A 17,253-nucleotide genomic window follows, 5' to 3' on the forward strand; every position below is an offset into this window, starting at 1 on the left:
ACCTTGGGGCCATCTGGCAGAAGATGTTCTGGAGGTTCGAATGGTGCGAGGTGAGGAGATCAAAGAACGTCTCAAAAACGTCATTTCGGAAAGTGGCTATCGTCTCTGGATTGAACCCCTGACCATAGAGGCCCAGGGCGAAGGGGCCGTACGGTTTATTTGTCCTAATCGCTTTATGGCCAACTGGATTGCCGAAAACTACCAGGAGCAGATTAAAAAAGTGGTTAAGGAGCTGGGTGGCCAAGACCTCCTGTTTCAGGTGCGGGAAGAAGAGGCCGAGGAAAAACAGCTTTTTCTTCCCTATGAACCGGCTCGTCTTCTGGGACGCCGCCTCTGCGATCGCTACACCTTTGACGAATTTGTGGTTGGAGATTCCAACTACTATGCCTATTCCGCCTGCTACTCTCTGGCCCAGGGGGATCCGAATTCAAAGATCCTTTATCTCTTTTCTAAAACCGGTCTGGGGAAAAGCCATCTTTCCCAGGCCATTGGACACCATGTCCTTCGGGAAAAGAGGGATTTAAGAGTTTGTTATCTTACTGCCCAGGATTTTACCAACCAGATGGTCCGAGCCATAAAGACCAATACCATCGATCGCTTTAAAGAGAGATTCCGGCAGGGCTGTGATATCCTTATGCTTGAGGAAGTTCACTTTCTTACCGGGAAGGACTATACCCAGGCCGAACTGGCCCTGACCCTTGACTATCTCTTTGATGATAACAAGGCCGTTGTTTTTACCAGTACCGCTCCCCCCCGGGAGATCCCCAAGATCCAGGAGTCGTTGCGTTCTCGGCTCTCAGCGGGCCTGATTACCTCCATAAACCCTCCGGATTATCAGACCAGGGTCAAAATTATTGAAAGGAAGGCCCGACGACAGAAAACCGTTCTTTCCGAAGAGGTGATCCACTACCTGGCCACCAGTCTCACCGGAGATATTCGCCAGATTGAGGGGGCGATTGTCGGTCTTCTTACCAGAGCCAGCCTTTTAAAGCATCCGGTGGACCTAGATCTGGCCCGGGAGGTGGTCCGGGAGCTGGTGGGAGACCGCCGGGACGTGACCAAAGAAAAGATCATCGAGCTTGTCTGTCGCTATTTTCAGGTCAGCCGGGACGAACTCCGGAGTCCTTCCCGGAGAAGGTCGGTAAGTTATCCCCGACAGATGGCCATGTATCTCTGTCGCAAGTTTACCGGGGAGACTCTGGAGGCCATTGGCCGGATGTTTAATCGGGATCACGCCACGGTAGTTCATGCCTTAAATACCATCTCTCGTCGTTCTTCTAAGGAGGCCAAAACCAGGTACCAACTTGAATACCTTTGCCAGCAGATAGAAGATCTCATTGGCGAAACTGGTGCTTCAGGTGTCGCTGCCCAGACGGATTAAAAATTCCCTTAAGGATCTCCTGGGAGAAAGGGTCTGCTTTCAGGAAGAAGATCTCCTGGCTTACTCCTATGATGCTTCCGGGATACAGGCCCTTCCGGAGGCGGTCTGTTTCCCGGAGAGGGTGGAGGAGGTAGCCAGCCTCCTTCGTCTGGCCTGGGAAGAGAGGATTCCGGTAGTGCCTCGAGGGGCAGGAAGTTCCACCACCGGATCGGCGGTGGCTGTAAGAGGGGGGCTGGTGATCAGTTCAGCTCGGCTAAACAGGATTCTGGAGATCTCCCCCCTGGACCTCCTAGCGGTGGTTGAGCCGGGTGTAGTGGTGGCCGATCTTGATCGAGCCCTGGCCCAGGTTGGTCTCTTTTATCCGCCGGATCCGGCCAGTTTGGCTTTTGCCACCATTGGGGGCAATATTGCCACCTGCGCTGGGGGGCCTCGGGGGCTTAAGTATGGGGTCACCCGGGATTATGTCCTCTCTCTGGAGATAGTTCTGGCCGATGGGACGGTAGTTGAGGTCGGCCGGAGAACGGCCAAGTCGGTAGTGGGCTATGATCTTACCCGGCTCCTGGTGGGAAGTGAGGGAACCTTGGCCTTTATCACTAAGGCCACTCTCAAAGTCCTTCCCCGTCCGGAGAGTCGTAGTGTCTGTCTGGCCGCCTTTAAAAGCCCCTTTGAGGCCGTGGCCGCTTTAAATACCCTTCTTTCTGCCGGAGTTCTTCCCCGCACAGCGGAGTTTCTGGATGATCTTACCATCTCTGGGATTGCTCAAAGGCTTCCTCCCGGTTTTTCTTCGGCCAGGGCCCTCCTTATCTTGGAGCTTGATGGTTCCCGGGAGGCGGTGGCCTCGGATCTCCAAAGACTGAAAAAGACTCTCTCTCCGGCTCGAATTTTTGTCGCCGGAGATCAACAGGAAGAAGAGACAATCTGGGCGGCCAGGAGGGCTATCTCACCAGCCCTCCGGCAATTAAGGCCCCACAAAAGGGGCGAGGACATAGTTGTCCGGCGTAGTCGCTTGGCTGAACTCGTCTCACTAGTGATCCGCTTAAGAGAACGTCACCGTCTTCCTATAGCTTCCTTTGGCCATGCCGGTGATGGAAACCTTCATGTAAATATTCTTTTTGATGCCCGTGATCCGGGAGAAAGGGATCGAGCCGAGAAGGCCCGTAGAGATCTTTTCTCCGGGGTGTTGGAGCTTGAGGGAACTATCTCCGGAGAACACGGTATCGGCCTTACCAAGATGCTTTACCTTCCTCAAGAAGTGTCCCCTCCTGCCCTTTCCTTGATGAAAGGGATAAAAAAGGTCTTTGACCCCCGGGAAATCCTTAACCCAGGAAAGATATTTTCCTGACAATCAACCTTTTCTGGTTTTTCTCCGAAAAGAAATCTATGAAGGGAAGAATTCTTATCCGGGAGATATCAGATCAGGATCAAGGAGTGGCTGTCTCTGTCCGGAAGGAGATCGCCTTCTCTTGTGAGTCCTGCTCCCGCTTTGAGTTCGATGAGACAGGGTGCCGTCACTGGGGCAAACTGACATGCCCTCTCCTGGCTGCCTTCACCCTTCTTAATGCCCTGGGTCTGGAAAGGTTGCCCCGGGCCTGATCAGTCCTCCACCACCAGGGAGCCAAAGACCTCCGGGAACCTCTGCTTAAGATCCTCAAGGAGCATAAGCATTATCTGGCGCATGGAAGGGTCTGCGGCCCTGGAAGTCCGGAGTTTAAGGATGTGGAGCCATTCTAGGAGGTTAGCAAAGGTGACGATCTCCGTCTTGCAGGAGTTGGGAAGTACGGTCCGAGCCGCCTGAGGAGAGGAGGTCTTAAGGAGCTCAAGATAGGCTTCTTCTGCCTTTCGGCAGGCTTCCTTCCAGATCTTATATTCCGGGGTGTTCTCAGGATAGAAGATAGGCCGGATGAAGGTTACTCCTCCGCCAAATTTATCCTCGCCGTAGCGGCAATATCTCTGCGATTCCTGAAGATAAGATGCCACTCGGTGTCGTACCAGCTCATGGCTTACCGCTCGGTTAATAACAAAACGCACCAGAAGATAGCGGTGTTTGATGCGATATTCGATGGGAAGTTCGTCTATTTCTTCGGGGGCGAGGAGACGAATCTTGATACCTTCTTGAGGAACAAGGCCGTGTTTGGGAATAAGGTCTTCAAAGAGGACCGGCCAGCGGCGATGAAGATCAAGGATAAGGGCCTTCATCACCTTAAGGTCTTGGCCCTCTCGGAACATGTCCCGATAGGCCCGGGCATTGGCTGATAAGAGGTAGCGCCGGCGATCAAGCTTGTCCACGTTGAAAAAACGAGGGTTGCGTTCAAAAAAGCGGGCCATAGTGGACTCCGTGTCCACGGCCACTTCATAAACAAAGGCCGCCATCTCCAGCACGGATTCATGCCCCCGGCGGATAATCCCCTGAATAAAGGGCACAGCCGAGTCTTGGGTAATTCGATCCTCGCTTTTGTAGCAGATGCGGCCACAACGCTCTATCTGAGAAAGGACGTCCTGCCTTTTGAAGTATTCCTCAATGACCTCAAAGGAGGGATCTACAATCTTCATATCTCTCCGAATAACAGAGCCGGCTTTTTCTTGCAAATGCTTTTTGGGCTTTGTTAAAGTCCCTGCGGAAATTCTTTATCGGGGCTTGATAGTGACTTTTTTCCCGGCTTAATCTTTGTGAGTGTGCAGATAATTAAGACCAAGACATTTATCAGAAGTTGAACAAGGGGACCTACTGGACCTGGCTTGCAGGGTCCTATGGTAGTGGGGAAGCAAATTGATCATGGAGAGACTCTCTGGTTGGCGCTGGGAGCGGCAGAAGATTCGGTTTCGGGGGGCTGGACGCTGGTTTGTGCTTTCTACCCTCGTGGGAATACTGGCTGGTCTAGGCTCCATCGTTTTTCATCTGCTTATTCACCTCGGCCACCATTATTTTTTAGATTATCTGACAGGTTATCTTCCTCCCTATCCGGCCGGAAGCCCGGAGATCTTCCCGCGGACCGGTCGCCCCTTTAATCCTTACATGCTGGTTTTGGTGCCGGCCCTGGGGGGGCTGGCCGCCGGCCTGATCACCAGCCGATTTTGTCCCGAGGCAGAGGGGCATGGGACAGATGCGGCCATCAGGGCTTACCACCATGAAGAGGGCTGGATGCGGGCCCGGGTGCCTATCATCAAGACCATTGCCTCCTTTTTTACCCTGGGTACCGGAGGATCTGGCGGTGAGGAGGGGCCCATAACCCAGATTGGGGCCGGTTGGGGCTCCTTTGTGGCCCAAAAGCTCAAACTCTCCCCTCGGGAGCGGAGGATTCTTCTGGCGGCCGGTATGGGAGCCGGAATTGGTTCCATCTTCCGGGCCCCTCTTACCGGAGCCCTTTTTGCCGCCGAGATCCTTTACCGGGACACCGAATTTGAGGCCGATGTCCTTATCCCTTCGGCCATTGCCTCTATTGTGGCCTATTCGGTCTATTGTGCGGTCTTCGGTTGGGGGGCTGTCTTTGCGGCCAACGACTACCGCTTTGAAAGCCCTCTACAGCTTGGCCCTTATGCCTTGATGGCCTTTGTCCTCTCCGGGGCGGTGGCCATTTTTGTTAAGGTTTTCTATGGCTTTCACGACTTCTTTAAGCGTCTTAATATTCCTACCTTTCTCAAACCGGCCATTGGAGGCTTGGGGGCCGGAATTTTGGGCTTCTTTATCCCTGATGTCCTTAACTTCAGTTACGGTTTTATCCAGAAGGCCCTTTACAACCAAGTAGGTATGGGGATGCTGTTTGCTGTGGGGCTGGGGAAGATCCTGGCCACGGCCCTTTCTATTGGTTCGGGGGGCTCTGGGGGCGTCTTCGGCCCTTCTATTGTTATCGGTGGCTCTATTGGTGGAGGAATGGGTTGGTTTTTCCACCGTTTTTTGCCAGATATTGTTACCGACCCGGCCCCTTTTGTTATTGTCGGGATGGCCGGGTTTTTCGCCGGAAGCTCTAACGTGCCGGTAACCTCAGTGGTTGTGGTCAGTGAGATTACCGGATCATATCATCTACTGGTTCCCAGCCTTTTGGTCTGTAGTCTGACCTTTTATCTCTGTCGTCCCTGGAATCTTTATCGCGAACAAGTCCCTAACCCAGTGGCCTCACCGGCCCACAAGGGGGATTTTTTTTCCGATATTCTGGAAGATATTCGGGTCAGAGATATTTTTAGTCCCGAGAAGACCTATGCCGTGATTCCAGAAGATATGACCTTGAGACAATTTGTCCGCTTTTTTGGCCGGACAGAGCAACATTACTTTCCGGTGGTGGATCGGGAAGGAAAGCTTACAGGAATTTTTTCTATCAATGATGTTCGGGGGTTTCTTTTAGATCATGATCTCTGGGACCTTATCGTCATGAAGGATATTGCCCGCAGTGACGTGATCACTACTCACCCCCTGGAGGATATTAACACCGTCCTTCGTAAGTTCACCATCCGCAATATTGATCAGCTCCCGGTCGTCTCTGAGGAAGATCCTCGGATTTTTATTGGTATGATCAGTCGCCGAGATGTGATTAATTTCTATAATCAAAGGCTTGAGGAGATCAAAAGACGAACGCTAACGAGGTCAGAATGGTGAGCTGGGGCCGCTGGTCATTGCGGAGGCGTCTTTTTGTCTTGGTTCTCTCCCTGGTGTTGATCACGGCTCTAGCCCTGGCAGTCCTTGTCCGGCTCTTGGTTATCCCTCCTTTGGTCTCGGCCTATCTGGAAAGAGGGCAGGATGTGGGCCGGGCTATAGGGGCGGTAATTGTTGAGCACATTGCCAGCGGGGATAAAGAGGCCCTTGAGGGCCTTCTGACCACAGAATTGAAGTTGTTTCAGCGCCACCTAGCAGGAGTGGCCCTGCTTGATGAGATGGGGGAGGTAACCATCTTTGTCTCTGAAGTCGAAGATCTCCAGCGAACTTATCAGGTTGAGGTTCCCCTGGTTAAGGATGGGGAGCATTTTGGAACCCTTAAGCTTTTCCTTAAGCGGGGCCACATTGATGCCACCATCAGACGCCTCGGATTTATTTTCATCGGTGTGGTCTCGTTGGTGCTCCTGGTCCTTTTAGGAGCGGTTCACCTCTTTGTCAGCTCTATTAATCGCTCTCTTAATCAGCTTATGAAATTGGCCCAGTCTGTAGCCCAGGGCAATCTCGATGTCCTCTCCCGGCTGGGAGAGGAGGTTCATTGCTGGAGACTGGTCTCTTGTCCGGAAAAAGACTGCCCTGCTTATGGTCGGAAGGATCTTCCTTGCTGGCTCATTGACCAAACTCGTTGTTTTCAGTGTCCTGAAGGGCGTTTTCCCCAAAAGATAGAATATTGTCGTCGCTGTCCGGTCTACATAAGGCATGCTGGAAGCAACGAGCTCGTTCAGTTGGGAGACGTCTTTAACTTCATGATCCTTCAACTCCGGGAGGGGCGGGAGGCCCTGGAAAGGGCTCAGGCCTTAAGGGAGAGCCTTATCGAGAACTCTCTAGAGGCCATCATTGCCTCTGATGCCAAAGGGAACATTGTGATCTTCAACGAAGCTGCTGTGGCCCTTTTCGGCTATCGACCAGAGCAGGTAATTGGTGAGCTCTGTATCTGGGATCTCTTCCCTGAGGGAATGTGGGAAGGTATCTCTAATCGTCTCAAAGGTGGCCAAAAGCGGCTCAAAAATCTGGAAACTCTAGTGATTACAAAAGATGGAGAAGAGGTACCGGTGTGGTTGAATGCCGCTATCCTTACTGATGAGCAAGGCCAGATGGGGGTGGTTTGTTTTATCCGAGATTGGCGCCAGATCCAATATATGGAAGAGCGTCTTCTGGAGACAGAGAGGCTGGCCAATATTGGCCGGGGGGTGGCCCACGTGGTCCACGAAATAAAGAATCCCCTCATAGCCATCGCTGGCCTGACAAAGAGGGTTCTCAAGTCTCTTCCTCCAGAGGATCCCAATGCCTTCAAAATGCGGCTTGTCCTCCAAGAGATCGAGCGCCTTCTGACCATGCTGGAGGATATCCGAGATTTTACCAAACCCACTAGACTCAATAAGCGTAAAGAAGACATCAATCTGGTGGTGGAGGAGAGTGTCCTCCTACTTCAGTCAGAATTAGGTCCTGCCGGAATTAACCTGGTCCTTGAACTTGATCAAGAGCTTCCACCCATTCCCTATGATTTTGATCGCATCAAGCAGGTTCTTATCAATCTTATTGAAAATGCCATTGAGGCTATGCCTGAAGGAGGAAAGCTGATCATCAAGACCTATCGTGACGGGGCCTGGGTGGTGATAGTGGTGGAGGATACGGGGAAGGGTATTCCCCCTGAGGAGCTAGAGAAAGTTTTTGATCCTTTCTTCACCACCAAGGCTCGCGGCACCGGTCTGGGACTTCCTATTTCCAAAAGGATTGTTGAAGACCACGGGGGCACCCTCGAGATTCATAGTCGTCCTGGCCAAGGCACCCGTTGTATTTTGAGGTTGCCCATCCCCCTTGAGGAACGGAAGGAGGCGGGTCTTGCAGTGGCTGGCTGAGTTTTCGGCGGCCGAGAGACGTCAGCTTTTGATTATGGTCGCTTTGTGTGTCCTTTTTGGGGTGCGCTACTATCCTGACAACCTTTTCCTGACGATAAGAGAATCAGTCCGTTACATCCTGGCCTTCTTTTTTTATGGGGGCACCTTAAGTTTTATTATGTGTAAACTCGTCGAGCGGGCTACCAAAAGACCCATTTCCAGAAAGGCCATCTTAAAGTTCGGTCTGATCTTGGCCTTGTTTTTTTCTATTACCGAGGCCTTACACGTCTATTTTCAGCTAGGTCCAAAGAAGAGTCCCTAGATGCCGGTTCACATAATCTTTCTGATCCTACTCTTTGGCCTTTTGCTGGTGGGGGATCTGCTCCTGGTGATGAAACTTTTCGAGGTGATCGGTTCCCTTAAGGGCCTTGAGGCCGAGGGGCTTGTTATCGCCTTAAGGTCTTTGGCCTCAGGCCTTAAGGAAGAGGCCTTGCTCTCTTTGGCCGTGGGAGTAGTGGCCGCGGTGGCCATGGTGGCCTTCTGGATAACTCTTCGGCGGGAGCAAAGACATCACCGCATTTGCGAACAGCGCCTGCGAGAGCTCTCAGAGCGCTTACGCGCTCTGGTGGAGGCCTCCCCCCGTTTAGGTATCGTGCGTATCAGGCTCCCACACGGGGAGTTTATCGATGTTAATCGAGGAGCCTGTGAGCTCCTTTCCCTTTCTCGAGGGGAGCTTTTGGGAAGAAGCCTTCTTGACTTTGTCTACCATGAAGATAAAGAGGCCATGGCCAAAGGCCTTTATGGTCTTAAAGAGGGAGAGATGGCGGAGATGGTCTTTCGTTTCGTTTCAGGTATAGGCCGTATCTTTCCCGCAGAGTGGCATCTTTTTCGCCCCCGTTCGGATTTTCCGGATTCAGAAGCCGTAGGAATTTTTACCGATGTTACCGACCGGGAGGCAGCTGAGGCCGAAAGACTATTGCGTGAGCGTCTTCAGGGAGTTTTGGAGATGGCCGGGGCTGCCGCCCATGAGATCAACCAACCCCTTCAGATCCTGGCCGGGATTGCCTGGCGCCTCAAAGAACGTTGCCCCCAGAGTCAGGAGTGCCATAAGATCATAGACCAGCTCGAAGAAGAAGTAGAACGCATGATGACCCTCGGCCACAAACTGGCTTCAGTGAGCCGCTATGCCGTAAAACCTTATGTGGGGGAGACAAAAATTATTGATCTGGAGGCCGCCAGTTACTCCTCAGAGACTGGTTCCACTGAGACCAAGACATAAAGATCCCCCCCTAAATACTTTCTGGCTACTTCGGAGATTTGTTCTGGCCCCACCTCCTGAATCCGGCGGATATATTTGATGGCAAAGTTGTATCCCAGGCCATAGAGTTCATTAAGGGCCATGTCTAGGGCCTGGGCCCCATTGGTCTGAAGTCCGATCTCATAGCGTCCGATAAGGCGCTTTTTGGCCTTGCTTATCTCCTCCGGATTAAGACCCTCGGTGTTTAGCCGGTAGATGGCCTGCCACAGGCCTTTTAAGGCTCGATCTTTCTTTTCGGGGGCGGCGGCAATATAGAAGGCAAAACTCCCCGTTCCCAAAAGGGGACGGTAAAAGGCCGTTACTGAATAAGCCAGGGCCTCTTTGTCTCTTAACTCTCTGAAGAGGCGCCCACTTTGGCCCGAGAGAACCGCTGCCAGGATATCCAGGGCAAAGCGATCCTGACTCTCAAGACCCGGGGTTCTGAAACCAAGCAGAATATGGGCTTGACGAATCTCTTTATGAAGGGTGGAGAACCGGGCCTGGGTAAGTGGGGGTGGTGGCGAGGGAGGCTCTGGAAGGCTCCCCTGGCCTTGGTGCCAACCGCCAAGAAGGTCCTCTAGAATCTGGAAGACCTTTTCTGCTTCAAGATCGCCGACAAGGGCCAAGACACCTCTTGAGGGGCGGATAAAGTTTTCATAGGTCTTTCTAAGATCTTCGGCCTGGAGACGGGCAATGACTTCCTTGCTCCCTAGAGGAGAGAGGGCGTAAGGATGACCCTCAAAAAGGAGGCGGTTAAATTCCCTCATGGCCAGCTCAGTGGGGTTGTCCTCCAGAGAACTAATTGTAGCTATTACCGGCCCCTTGGCCTTTTTGACTTCATCTTCAGGAAAGGTGGCCTGGGTGAGGATCTCACTGAAGAGCTCCAGGGCCTTTTTAAGGTCACGTGAAAGAAACTCGCCCTCAAGGCCAACGGTGTTTCTGCCCGAAAAACCGCTCAGGCTACCACCCATGGCTTCGATGGTCTCCGCCAGTTGGTTGGAGGTGTGCTGGCTAGTTCCTCTGGTCCAGGTGGCCGCAAGTAAGCGAAAGAGTCCATTGGTTTGCTTCGTCTCAAAGCGAACCCCACCGGGAAAGACGATTCGCAGGGCAAAGGTGGGAACATCAGGTATCTCTCTGACGAGGACAGTCAAACCATTAGAAAGTACTCGCCGATAGGTAGGAGCCACAAAGCCCCGCTCAGAAGAGCTTATCCCCTGAGCAGCCAGCAGGGCCTCCTCGTTAATGGCGGCCAACTTCTCTGGACTAAGCCCAGAGGCCTCTTGCGGTAGAAGGATAGCCACGGCCAGGTCTTGAGGGCGGATGTATTTTTCGGCCGCTTCTTGAAGCATTTCCGTGGTGACAGAACGTACGGCTTCAAGGTAGGTCTTTTCGGCCAGAGGGTCACCAAGGATGGTTTGAAAGACCCCCAGACGTCTGGCCTGCCCCTCCATAAGCTCTTTAATATAGATAAAGTCACTCTCTACCTGGGTTTTAGCCCTCTCCAGCTCCTCGGGGAGAACCGGATAGAATCTCAGCCGATAGGTTTCTGTGAGAATAGCCTTAAGGGCAGCTTCAAGGTTTTCTGGCTCAAGTTGAGCGCTTATTCTTAAAAGCCCCGGTCCCATGGGGGTAAAGGAGTAGGCTCCTATAGTTGAGACCAGCTCCTGCTTCTCCCGTACTTTTTGATAGAGCCTGGAGCTTCGTCCCGAACCAAGAATTACCGCCAAAACATCAGCCAAAGCGGCTTCTTTAATTTCGGTAAGGGAAGGGCCGGGAAAGGCTAGCTGGAGATAACCCTCCTGGACGTCTTCTTTGAGGACTTTGAGACCTTGTGGCGGGGAACTGCGCTCGGGAATCTTGAAGGGAAGGGCCTTTTTAAAAGGAGCCTGACCAAAGTATCCCAAGGCCTGAGAGATGGCCTCTTCAGCGGAGACATCTCCTACAATAACCAGGGTCATATGAGTGGGCCGATAGCGACGTTCAAAATAAGAGACGATGGCTGCCCGGTCTATTTTCTTCAGGGTCTCCGGCCAGCCGATGATTGGTCTTCCATAAGGATGGTTGGGATAGGCCAGCCCCATAAGGGCTTGAGAGACCTTTATCTCCGGTCGGTCCTGGCGCATCCGCATCTCTTCTAAGATGACTTCTCTTTCCCGATCTATCTCTTCTGGGGCAAAGGCAGGGTTAAATAGGGCGTCGGCCAGGGCCGCCAAGGCCTCGTTTAGACTCTCGGCTGGCACGGTAAGGTGATAGACAGTGTAGTCATAAGATGTATAGGCATTTATAGCCCCGCCGGCAGATTCGATCTCTTCAGCCAAAGCTCCCGGAGGGCGATCTTTGCTTCCCTTAAAGAGAAGATGTTCAATGAAGTGACTGATTCCAGCCTCTTTGTCTTTTTCATAGACTCCGCCGGCCTTAACCCAGACCTGAACAGCTACTACTGGAGCCCGGTGGCTTTCCTTGACAATTATGGTTAGCCCGTTCTCTAAAACCGTTTTCTGAACTCCTGGGGCAATTTCCACGGCCTCTCCTGGTGTTGAAGTCAAGAGGATGAGCCCTAAAACCAACCAAAGAATGTGAAGTCTAAGGGCCATCTGACCCTCCTTTTGAGCTTGTTAGGCCATTGGGTAACCCTTTGGAGGGGCAAAATCAAGCCTTGATTTAAGCCGGAATTTTGGGGGGCAGATTGAGCTCTCTTATGGGGATAAGAATATCGGCTATCTCCTTAACCCGCTGGCAACTTTCAAAGGCCTGGATAGCATCAAGATGGATCCCAGGAGGAACCGGCGGCCCTGTTGGAGGAAAGTTGGCTTTACTGACGCAAAAACCGGTAATTACCGCCAAACCTTTGGTTGTTTTTATAAGAACTGACTGACCTCCGGGGGTATGACCGGGGGTCTTTATCACTTGTAGCCCCGGCAAAATTTCTTCATCTCCGGAGAGAAGTTGGAGATCAAGCCCCTCAAGGAGTTCAGGAAGGTAGCGATGGTCAAGGGGGTGGGGATTTTGGCAGAACTCCCACTCCTCCTTCTGGATAAAGATTTTGGCCTGGGGAAAGAGGGCATCATTCTCGCAGTGCTCATGATGGAGATGGGTATGGATGATAATTTTGATATCTTCAGGCTTCAGACCTATTGAGGCTAAATGTTCCAGAAGAGATCGGGGCCTGACTCCAAGATCTTTCAGCACCTTATCAGGGACGTAGAATTCTTCCACCCCGGTATCTATTAAGAGATGATGCCGACCATCGGTAACCAGAAAGGCAAATATTGGTGCCCAAAGACGGCGTCCATAACCACGAAGATAGGTAAGGAAGCCCTGGTCGGTTTCGTTTACTGCAGTAAGTAGTGGATAAATGGTATAGGTCGTCATCTCCTGACTCCTAACACTTTAACCCTAGGGGTTTGGAACCGGTTAAAGAAATTTGAATGTATTTATCTTAAAAAAATTCAACCTTCAAATAACTTTCGCCAATGTTTGCTACAGAGTAGATCTTTTAAGTTAAAAGAAGCTCTAGGGCTGAATATCTCTTCAACAGGCGTTGAATGGCCATTCATTTAGAGCTTGACAGTCTTCCCCCCTTTTGTTAGACGATAGAACTCAAGAATCGTGTCTTTTTATCATTTTTTTTGTTTAAGTTTGAATAATCTAGAAGGTTGCCAGTTGTTGCTAGAAAAAATTGCCAACTGGCCAAAATCTCAATTTTGGAGGGTTTTATGGCCGAAGATAACGTCCTCAGCCAACGGATAAAGGAGCTTTACAATGCCTTTTTTGTCCGGGATTGGAGTCCTCTTATGGGGGCCATCCTTATTGCCTTCTTTGCCGTTCTTATGGAGGCCTGGTATCGCCCCTGGGGTATTGTTGGAGGACTCCGTAACTGGGCCGACTGGTTTTTCTACCTTATCGGCCTTTATGAGGATGAACCCCCTCATGTCCTCTGGTTTTCTTCTTCGGTAATGAACATCGGTTTTATTGCCGGGGCCTTTATTTCAGCCCTTATGTCTCGCAACTTTGCCTTTCGTATTCCCCCCACCTTAGAAATCATCAAAGGCTTTGTGGCCGGTATCCTTATGGGAATTGGGGCTTCTTTGGCTATGGGCTGTAACATTGGTGGCTTTTATGTAGCCATTCAAAATTTGGCCGCCAATGGCCTATTAATGTTCATTGGTCTCATTTTTGGGACCATGCTCGGTCTCAAGTATCTTATCTGGGAGATGAATCACTTCTTCCCCTCTGGAGGGCGAGAGATTGGTCCTCCCCGGAATGCCGAACCCTATATTGGTGTCCTCTGTATTGTGGCCCTCTTTGTTGCCGCCTACATGTATATGGGCTCTGATATGGATGACGCTGAACTCATGGCTGGTTATCTCCTTATCGGTTCGGCTCTTGGCTTTACCATGCACCGTAGTCGTCTCTGCATGGTTAACGGTCTGCGAGAGCCCTTTATGACCGGCGATGCTAAGATGGGCAAGGCGGTTATGCTTTCCATTATTCTTGGGGCTATCGGGGTGGCTATTCTCAAATATCAGGGACTACGGGCTGAAGAGCTTTATGTTACCCCCACCTTTGGACTCGGAGCCCTCTTGGGAGGTTTTATCTTTGGGGCGGCTATGGTAGTGGCCGGTGGCTGTGGCTCGGGAAGCCTGTGGCGAGTTGGTGAAGGTCAGCTTAAGCTCTGGATAGTGGCTATCACTTTTGGTCTTACCAATTCCATTGTTCGGCATCTATTTGCTGAGTATGACGTTATTGAAGAGGGCTATCTTGGTAAGGCTATCTACCTTCCTGACTATTTAGGCTATGGGGGAACACTCTTTTTGATTACCGCCATTATGATTATTTGGTACATTATTATCGACTGGAACGAAGAGACCAACAAGATGGTCTTTGAAATTTAAATAAATCTTAAGGAGGTTTAGAATTATGAGTGAATTCAAGAAGGCCCCTGAAGGAATCAAGCCTGACGTGACCATCGATTGTAAGGGTCTTTCCTGCCCTATGCCCCTTTTGCGAACCAAAAAGGCGGTAGAGAAGCTCGGCTCCGGGCAGATCTTGGAGGTTTTGGGTACGGATCCTGGCTCCCGAAATGATATTCCTGGCTGGTGCGCTCGGGCCGGACACGAGTATCTTGGCGAGATCGAAGATTCGGGATTTTTCCGCTTCTATATCAAGAAAAAGTAGCAATTATTTCGCTTTTAACTATTAAACTTTTTAAGGAGGCCAATTATGGCAGATGAGAACAAACTGGGAATATTTGTTACCACTCCCCAGCATATAGACCACCTGGTGGGTATTGTTAAGGCTGCCCAGAAGGCCGGAAAGAGTGTCAAGGTCTTTCTGACCTTTAAGTCTATTCACCTAACCAAACATGCGGTCTTTAAGGAGCTGGTAAAGATGATCCCTGAGGATGACTTGGCCATTTGTGCCGATAGCTATGTCTGCGAGGGCTACGATGTGGACACCGACATTCCTGCCGGCATGACAGCTAAACAAATGCGTACCCAGGCCTTCCACGGTAGCATTATTGAAGAATGTGGTAAGTATATTGTCCTTTAAGGGGGGAATCTATGTCTAAGAAACTTTATTTTTTGATCCCTAATCGGGTCTATATCACGGACGCTATTCGCTCCACCCTGGGGCAGGCCATTGAGAACCACTACTCTCACGCCTGTGTCCTTTACAACAAAATGCCCAAGGTTAGTGAGTACGTGAAGGAAAACATCGAATGGATTCGGGACATGGAGGGTGACGTTTTTGCCGTAGTGGATACTATGGATGAAGAGGCTAAAAAGTACAATGTTGATGAGGTTGGTCTTACCCCGATTACCCTAGAGGAGCTGGCCCAGAGGCTTAAAGAGGCCGACCTGATCATTCCTTATGGCCTGCCGCGGTCCCTCCATGCGCCACCGCCGGCCTGTGCTGATTAGGCCACTTTGAAAGGAGGGTTAAAATGAAAATCTTACATATCTATAAAAGCACGCCTACCGAGGAGACCAAAAAACTGGTTGCCCTTCTTAATGAGGGAAATGAGGGGATAGATTTTCCCCTTTATGAGGGGGAGCCTGACTACGATAAGCTCATTGAACTTATCTGGGAGGCTGACAAGGTCATCTCCTGGTGGTAGAACTTAAAAGGATCTGATCCCGAACGACGGGATCAGATCCTCTTTTATTCTTTAGAATCTGGATCTTGATAGATAACTTTCTCGCCCCGGAAATTTTCAAACGTTAGTTTATTTCCCTTTTTGGCCAGTAGATAATCAGGCTCAAGGGGAACTTTTCCTCTCCCCCCGGGAAGATCTACCACGAAGGTGGGAATGGCGATCCCCCCAAGATAACCTCTTAGGGCCTTTATAATTTTAAGACCTGTGAAGACACTGGTCCTTAAATGTCCTACCCCTAAGACTGGATCACACTGAAAGAGATAATATGGTTTGACGGCGATGCGGGTAAGACCCTGAAGAAGGTCCTTCATGATAGTCTCTGAATCGTTGACTCCTTTAAGAAGTACCGTTTGATTGAGCACCGGTAAGCCAGCTTCAAGGAGTTTCTGGCAGGCTAAGGCGGCCTCAGCGGTGATCTCTCGGGGATGGTTGAAGTGAGTGAGGATCCACAGGGGACGGTATTTCTTTAGAACTTCCAGAAGTTCCGAATCAACACGCATGGGCAGTGTAACGGGAATCCTGGTTCCGATCCGGATGATCTCAATATGAGGGATACGCCTTAGACTGGCCAGGATAGTTTCAAGTCGTCGGGAAGGAAGAAGTAAAGGGTCTCCGCCAGAGAGGATAACCTCTCTTATCTCCGGGTGAGAAGAGATATAAGTCAATGCTCCTTTGAGCTGGTCTGGGGTAAGCTCCAAGGGCCTCCGCCAGAGCCTTTTCCGGTTACAATGGCGGCAATAGGTGGCGCAATGGTTGGTGGTCAGGATAAGGACTCGATCGGGATAGCGATGTATGAGTCTGGCCACCGGAGAGAGTCTTTCTTCAGCCAAAGGATCAGGGTCCTCCAGCCCGAAGTCTTCAAGCTCTCTCTGGTCTGGTAGGGCCTGGATCTTTATGGGATCATCTCCCTGCCAATCCCTGATGAGGGACAGATAGTAAGGGGTCACCAAAAGAGGGTACGCTTGAATTACCTTCTCAAGGCCCTTTAAGCCCAAGGCCTGAGGATGGCGGATTCGGGCCTTAAGTTGCCAGCGCCAGTTTTGCCAGTCTTCTAATGAGGCTTCCTTTAGGGTCGGAATTCCTCTTTCTTTTAGACTTGCCAGTCTTTCCTCTGGAGTCATTGGTACGATCTGTCTTAAGGTTTTTTGGGGGGTGGATGATAGGGTTCTTGAACGTAGATCCAGATGCCGGCCCGTTTAATCAGAGGAAAGGTGCTTGGGCCAAAATCAATGGTTCCGGAGGGGAAGGAGACGGAGATAATCCACCAGCCGGGTCTATTAAACCCTATAGCGAAGATACCCTCCTGATCGGTGTGGGCACTTTTAGTTATCAGAGGACGATTTTCATACCCAAAAGGATCTTGGGGAAGATCTTTTCGGGGCAGGTAATATCCCTGATAGTATTCCCACTCTACCTTTGCTCCGGCAGCTGGTTGTCCGTCTTTTAAACAGCGGCCGCGGAAAATCTCCCCTACCTCTAGACCATAGGGTCTGGTGAGGGGGACTATTTCTAGCTCAAGCCCCAAAGGTCTTTGCCAGCCATCTTCCTTAAAGACATGAAGACATTCCTTGACGTAGTCCTGGTAGACAAGCCCCTCTTCCATAACCAAGTACGGAGCCCCGAGAAGGCAGATATAGTGATCTCCTGTCTCCTTGGCGGTATAACGTAATCTAAAGGCCCGGCGTTTTTTCCCCGAGGATTCATCAAGAAGATCAATGGCCGTCACCGCCACCGGAAGCCTCTTGCCTGAGGGGCTGAAGACCACAAACTGGGGTGGTTTAGTGTCGGCGATGATTCCCTGATAAGGCTTTCCCCAGAAGTAGGTCCAGGTAGTGGGCCATCCAACTTTACCGTAGCCTCCCGTCTGGTCGGGGATAAAGACGTGAAACCATCCTGCCCAGACCAAAGTAGGCCAGAGTAAAATGAAGCTCAAAA

Annotated in this window: 17 protein-coding genes; 12 read left to right on the forward strand and 5 right to left on the reverse strand. The window is 51.0% G+C overall.

Annotated features, from left to right (window positions below):
- Window positions 1-40 precede the first annotated feature (40 nt).
- From dnaA to G4V39_RS09265, 3 genes are read left to right on the forward strand one after another with little or no spacing between them, the layout of a single operon-like run.
- Window positions 41-1,381: a chromosomal replication initiator protein DnaA gene (dnaA, locus tag G4V39_RS09255; protein WP_166032660.1), complete on the forward strand. Its 1,341-nt coding sequence runs from the start codon at window positions 41-43 to the stop codon at window positions 1,379-1,381.
- Window positions 1,338-2,723, forward strand: coding sequence for an FAD-binding oxidoreductase (locus tag G4V39_RS09260; RefSeq protein ID WP_166032661.1), 1,386 nt, complete (start codon window positions 1,338-1,340; stop codon window positions 2,721-2,723). The genes dnaA and G4V39_RS09260 overlap by 44 nt, the downstream gene beginning before the upstream one ends.
- Before the next feature lie 38 nt (window positions 2,724-2,761).
- On the forward strand, window positions 2,762-2,974 hold the full coding sequence (locus G4V39_RS09265) for a hypothetical protein (RefSeq protein ID WP_166032662.1): 213 nt from the start codon (window positions 2,762-2,764) through the stop codon (window positions 2,972-2,974).
- On the opposite strand, the gene G4V39_RS09270 is transcribed toward G4V39_RS09265, so the two are convergent.
- Complete coding sequence (locus G4V39_RS09270) at window positions 2,975-3,931, reverse strand: FAD-dependent thymidylate synthase (protein ID WP_166032663.1); 957 nt, start codon at window positions 3,929-3,931, stop codon at window positions 2,975-2,977.
- Window positions 3,932-4,154: 223 nt separating this feature from the next.
- On the opposite strand from G4V39_RS09270, the gene G4V39_RS09275 reads away from it, so the two are divergent.
- From G4V39_RS09275 to G4V39_RS09290, 4 genes are read left to right on the forward strand one after another with little or no spacing between them, the layout of a single operon-like run.
- Window positions 4,155-5,969 (forward strand): chloride channel protein, encoded by a 1,815-nt coding sequence (locus G4V39_RS09275; protein WP_166032664.1) that lies wholly within the window; start codon window positions 4,155-4,157, stop codon window positions 5,967-5,969.
- The gene (locus G4V39_RS09280; RefSeq protein ID WP_166032665.1) at window positions 5,963-7,882 is read left to right on the forward strand and encodes a two-component system sensor histidine kinase NtrB; all 1,920 of its coding nucleotides are present in this window, start codon (window positions 5,963-5,965) and stop codon (window positions 7,880-7,882) included. Before G4V39_RS09275 ends, G4V39_RS09280 begins: the two co-directional genes overlap by 7 nt.
- Window positions 7,866-8,183 (forward strand): hypothetical protein, encoded by a 318-nt coding sequence (locus G4V39_RS09285; RefSeq protein ID WP_166032666.1) that lies wholly within the window; start codon window positions 7,866-7,868, stop codon window positions 8,181-8,183. Before G4V39_RS09280 ends, G4V39_RS09285 begins: the two co-directional genes overlap by 17 nt.
- Window positions 8,184-9,140 carry a PAS domain S-box protein gene (locus G4V39_RS09290; RefSeq protein ID WP_166032667.1) on the forward strand — a complete coding sequence of 319 codons (957 nt, stop codon included), beginning with the start codon at window positions 8,184-8,186 and terminating at the stop codon, window positions 9,138-9,140.
- Here G4V39_RS09290 and G4V39_RS09295 read toward each other — a convergent pair.
- A complete protein-coding gene (locus G4V39_RS09295) occupies window positions 9,101-11,752 on the reverse strand; it encodes a M16 family metallopeptidase (RefSeq protein WP_166032668.1) in 2,652 nt (883 codons plus the stop codon). The genes G4V39_RS09290 and G4V39_RS09295 overlap by 40 nt on opposite strands.
- 67 nt (window positions 11,753-11,819) lie before the next feature.
- Entirely contained in the window at window positions 11,820-12,530 is a 711-nt protein-coding gene (locus G4V39_RS09300) for an N-acyl homoserine lactonase family protein (protein ID WP_166032669.1), read from the reverse strand.
- 344 nt (window positions 12,531-12,874) lie between these two features.
- On the opposite strand from G4V39_RS09300, the gene G4V39_RS09305 reads away from it, so the two are divergent.
- From G4V39_RS09305 to G4V39_RS09325, 5 genes are read left to right on the forward strand one after another with little or no spacing between them, the layout of a single operon-like run.
- Complete coding sequence (locus tag G4V39_RS09305) at window positions 12,875-14,053, forward strand: YeeE/YedE thiosulfate transporter family protein (RefSeq protein ID WP_166032670.1); 1,179 nt, start codon at window positions 12,875-12,877, stop codon at window positions 14,051-14,053.
- 25 nt (window positions 14,054-14,078) lie between these two features.
- The gene (locus G4V39_RS09310; protein ID WP_166032671.1) at window positions 14,079-14,336 is read left to right on the forward strand and encodes a sulfurtransferase TusA family protein; all 258 of its coding nucleotides are present in this window, start codon (window positions 14,079-14,081) and stop codon (window positions 14,334-14,336) included.
- A gap of 45 nt (window positions 14,337-14,381) precedes the next feature.
- On the forward strand, window positions 14,382-14,711 hold the full coding sequence (locus G4V39_RS09315) for a hypothetical protein (protein WP_220126117.1): 330 nt from the start codon (window positions 14,382-14,384) through the stop codon (window positions 14,709-14,711).
- Between the two features lie 11 nt (window positions 14,712-14,722).
- Window positions 14,723-15,082, forward strand: a complete 360-nt coding sequence (locus G4V39_RS09320; RefSeq protein ID WP_166032672.1) for a hypothetical protein — start codon at window positions 14,723-14,725, stop codon at window positions 15,080-15,082.
- A 23-nt stretch (window positions 15,083-15,105) separates the two neighbouring features.
- The gene (locus tag G4V39_RS09325; protein ID WP_166032673.1) at window positions 15,106-15,279 is read left to right on the forward strand and encodes a hypothetical protein; all 174 of its coding nucleotides are present in this window, start codon (window positions 15,106-15,108) and stop codon (window positions 15,277-15,279) included.
- A 44-nt stretch (window positions 15,280-15,323) separates the two neighbouring features.
- Here the strand turns inward: G4V39_RS09325 and G4V39_RS09330 are convergent, their stop codons facing one another.
- A complete protein-coding gene (locus G4V39_RS09330; protein ID WP_166032674.1) occupies window positions 15,324-16,439 on the reverse strand; it encodes a KamA family radical SAM protein in 1,116 nt (371 codons plus the stop codon).
- Window positions 16,440-16,453: 14 nt separating this feature from the next.
- The gene (locus G4V39_RS09335) at window positions 16,454-17,251 is read right to left on the reverse strand and encodes a DUF4198 domain-containing protein (RefSeq protein ID WP_166032675.1); all 798 of its coding nucleotides are present in this window, start codon (window positions 17,249-17,251) and stop codon (window positions 16,454-16,456) included.
- Between the last annotated feature and the right edge of the window lie 2 nt (window positions 17,252-17,253).

This window comes from Thermosulfuriphilus ammonigenes, assembly GCF_011207455.1.
In the GTDB taxonomy this organism is placed as follows: domain Bacteria; phylum Desulfobacterota; class Thermodesulfobacteria; order Thermodesulfobacteriales; family ST65; genus Thermosulfuriphilus; species Thermosulfuriphilus ammonigenes.

Coding starts and splice junctions, on each gene's coding strand:
- dnaA (WP_166032660.1), top strand. CDS start 41: ATGGTGCGAGGTGAGGAGATCAAAGAACGTCTCAAAAACGTCATTTCG.
- G4V39_RS09265 (WP_166032662.1), top strand. CDS start 2,762: ATGAAGGGAAGAATTCTTATCCGGGAGATATCAGATCAGGATCAAGGA.
- G4V39_RS09270 (WP_166032663.1), bottom strand. CDS start 3,931: ATGAAGATTGTAGATCCCTCCTTTGAGGTCATTGAGGAATACTTCAAA.
- G4V39_RS09275 (WP_166032664.1), top strand. CDS start 4,155: ATGGAGAGACTCTCTGGTTGGCGCTGGGAGCGGCAGAAGATTCGGTTT.
- G4V39_RS09280 (WP_166032665.1), top strand. CDS start 5,963: ATGGTGAGCTGGGGCCGCTGGTCATTGCGGAGGCGTCTTTTTGTCTTG.
- G4V39_RS09290 (WP_166032667.1), top strand. CDS start 8,184: ATGCCGGTTCACATAATCTTTCTGATCCTACTCTTTGGCCTTTTGCTG.
- G4V39_RS09295 (WP_166032668.1), bottom strand. CDS start 11,752: ATGGCCCTTAGACTTCACATTCTTTGGTTGGTTTTAGGGCTCATCCTC.
- G4V39_RS09300 (WP_166032669.1), bottom strand. CDS start 12,530: ATGACGACCTATACCATTTATCCACTACTTACTGCAGTAAACGAAACC.
- G4V39_RS09305 (WP_166032670.1), top strand. CDS start 12,875: ATGGCCGAAGATAACGTCCTCAGCCAACGGATAAAGGAGCTTTACAAT.
- G4V39_RS09310 (WP_166032671.1), top strand. CDS start 14,079: ATGAGTGAATTCAAGAAGGCCCCTGAAGGAATCAAGCCTGACGTGACC.
- G4V39_RS09315 (WP_220126117.1), top strand. CDS start 14,382: ATGGCAGATGAGAACAAACTGGGAATATTTGTTACCACTCCCCAGCAT.
- G4V39_RS09320 (WP_166032672.1), top strand. CDS start 14,723: ATGTCTAAGAAACTTTATTTTTTGATCCCTAATCGGGTCTATATCACG.
- G4V39_RS09325 (WP_166032673.1), top strand. CDS start 15,106: ATGAAAATCTTACATATCTATAAAAGCACGCCTACCGAGGAGACCAAA.
- G4V39_RS09330 (WP_166032674.1), bottom strand. CDS start 16,439: ATGACTCCAGAGGAAAGACTGGCAAGTCTAAAAGAAAGAGGAATTCCG.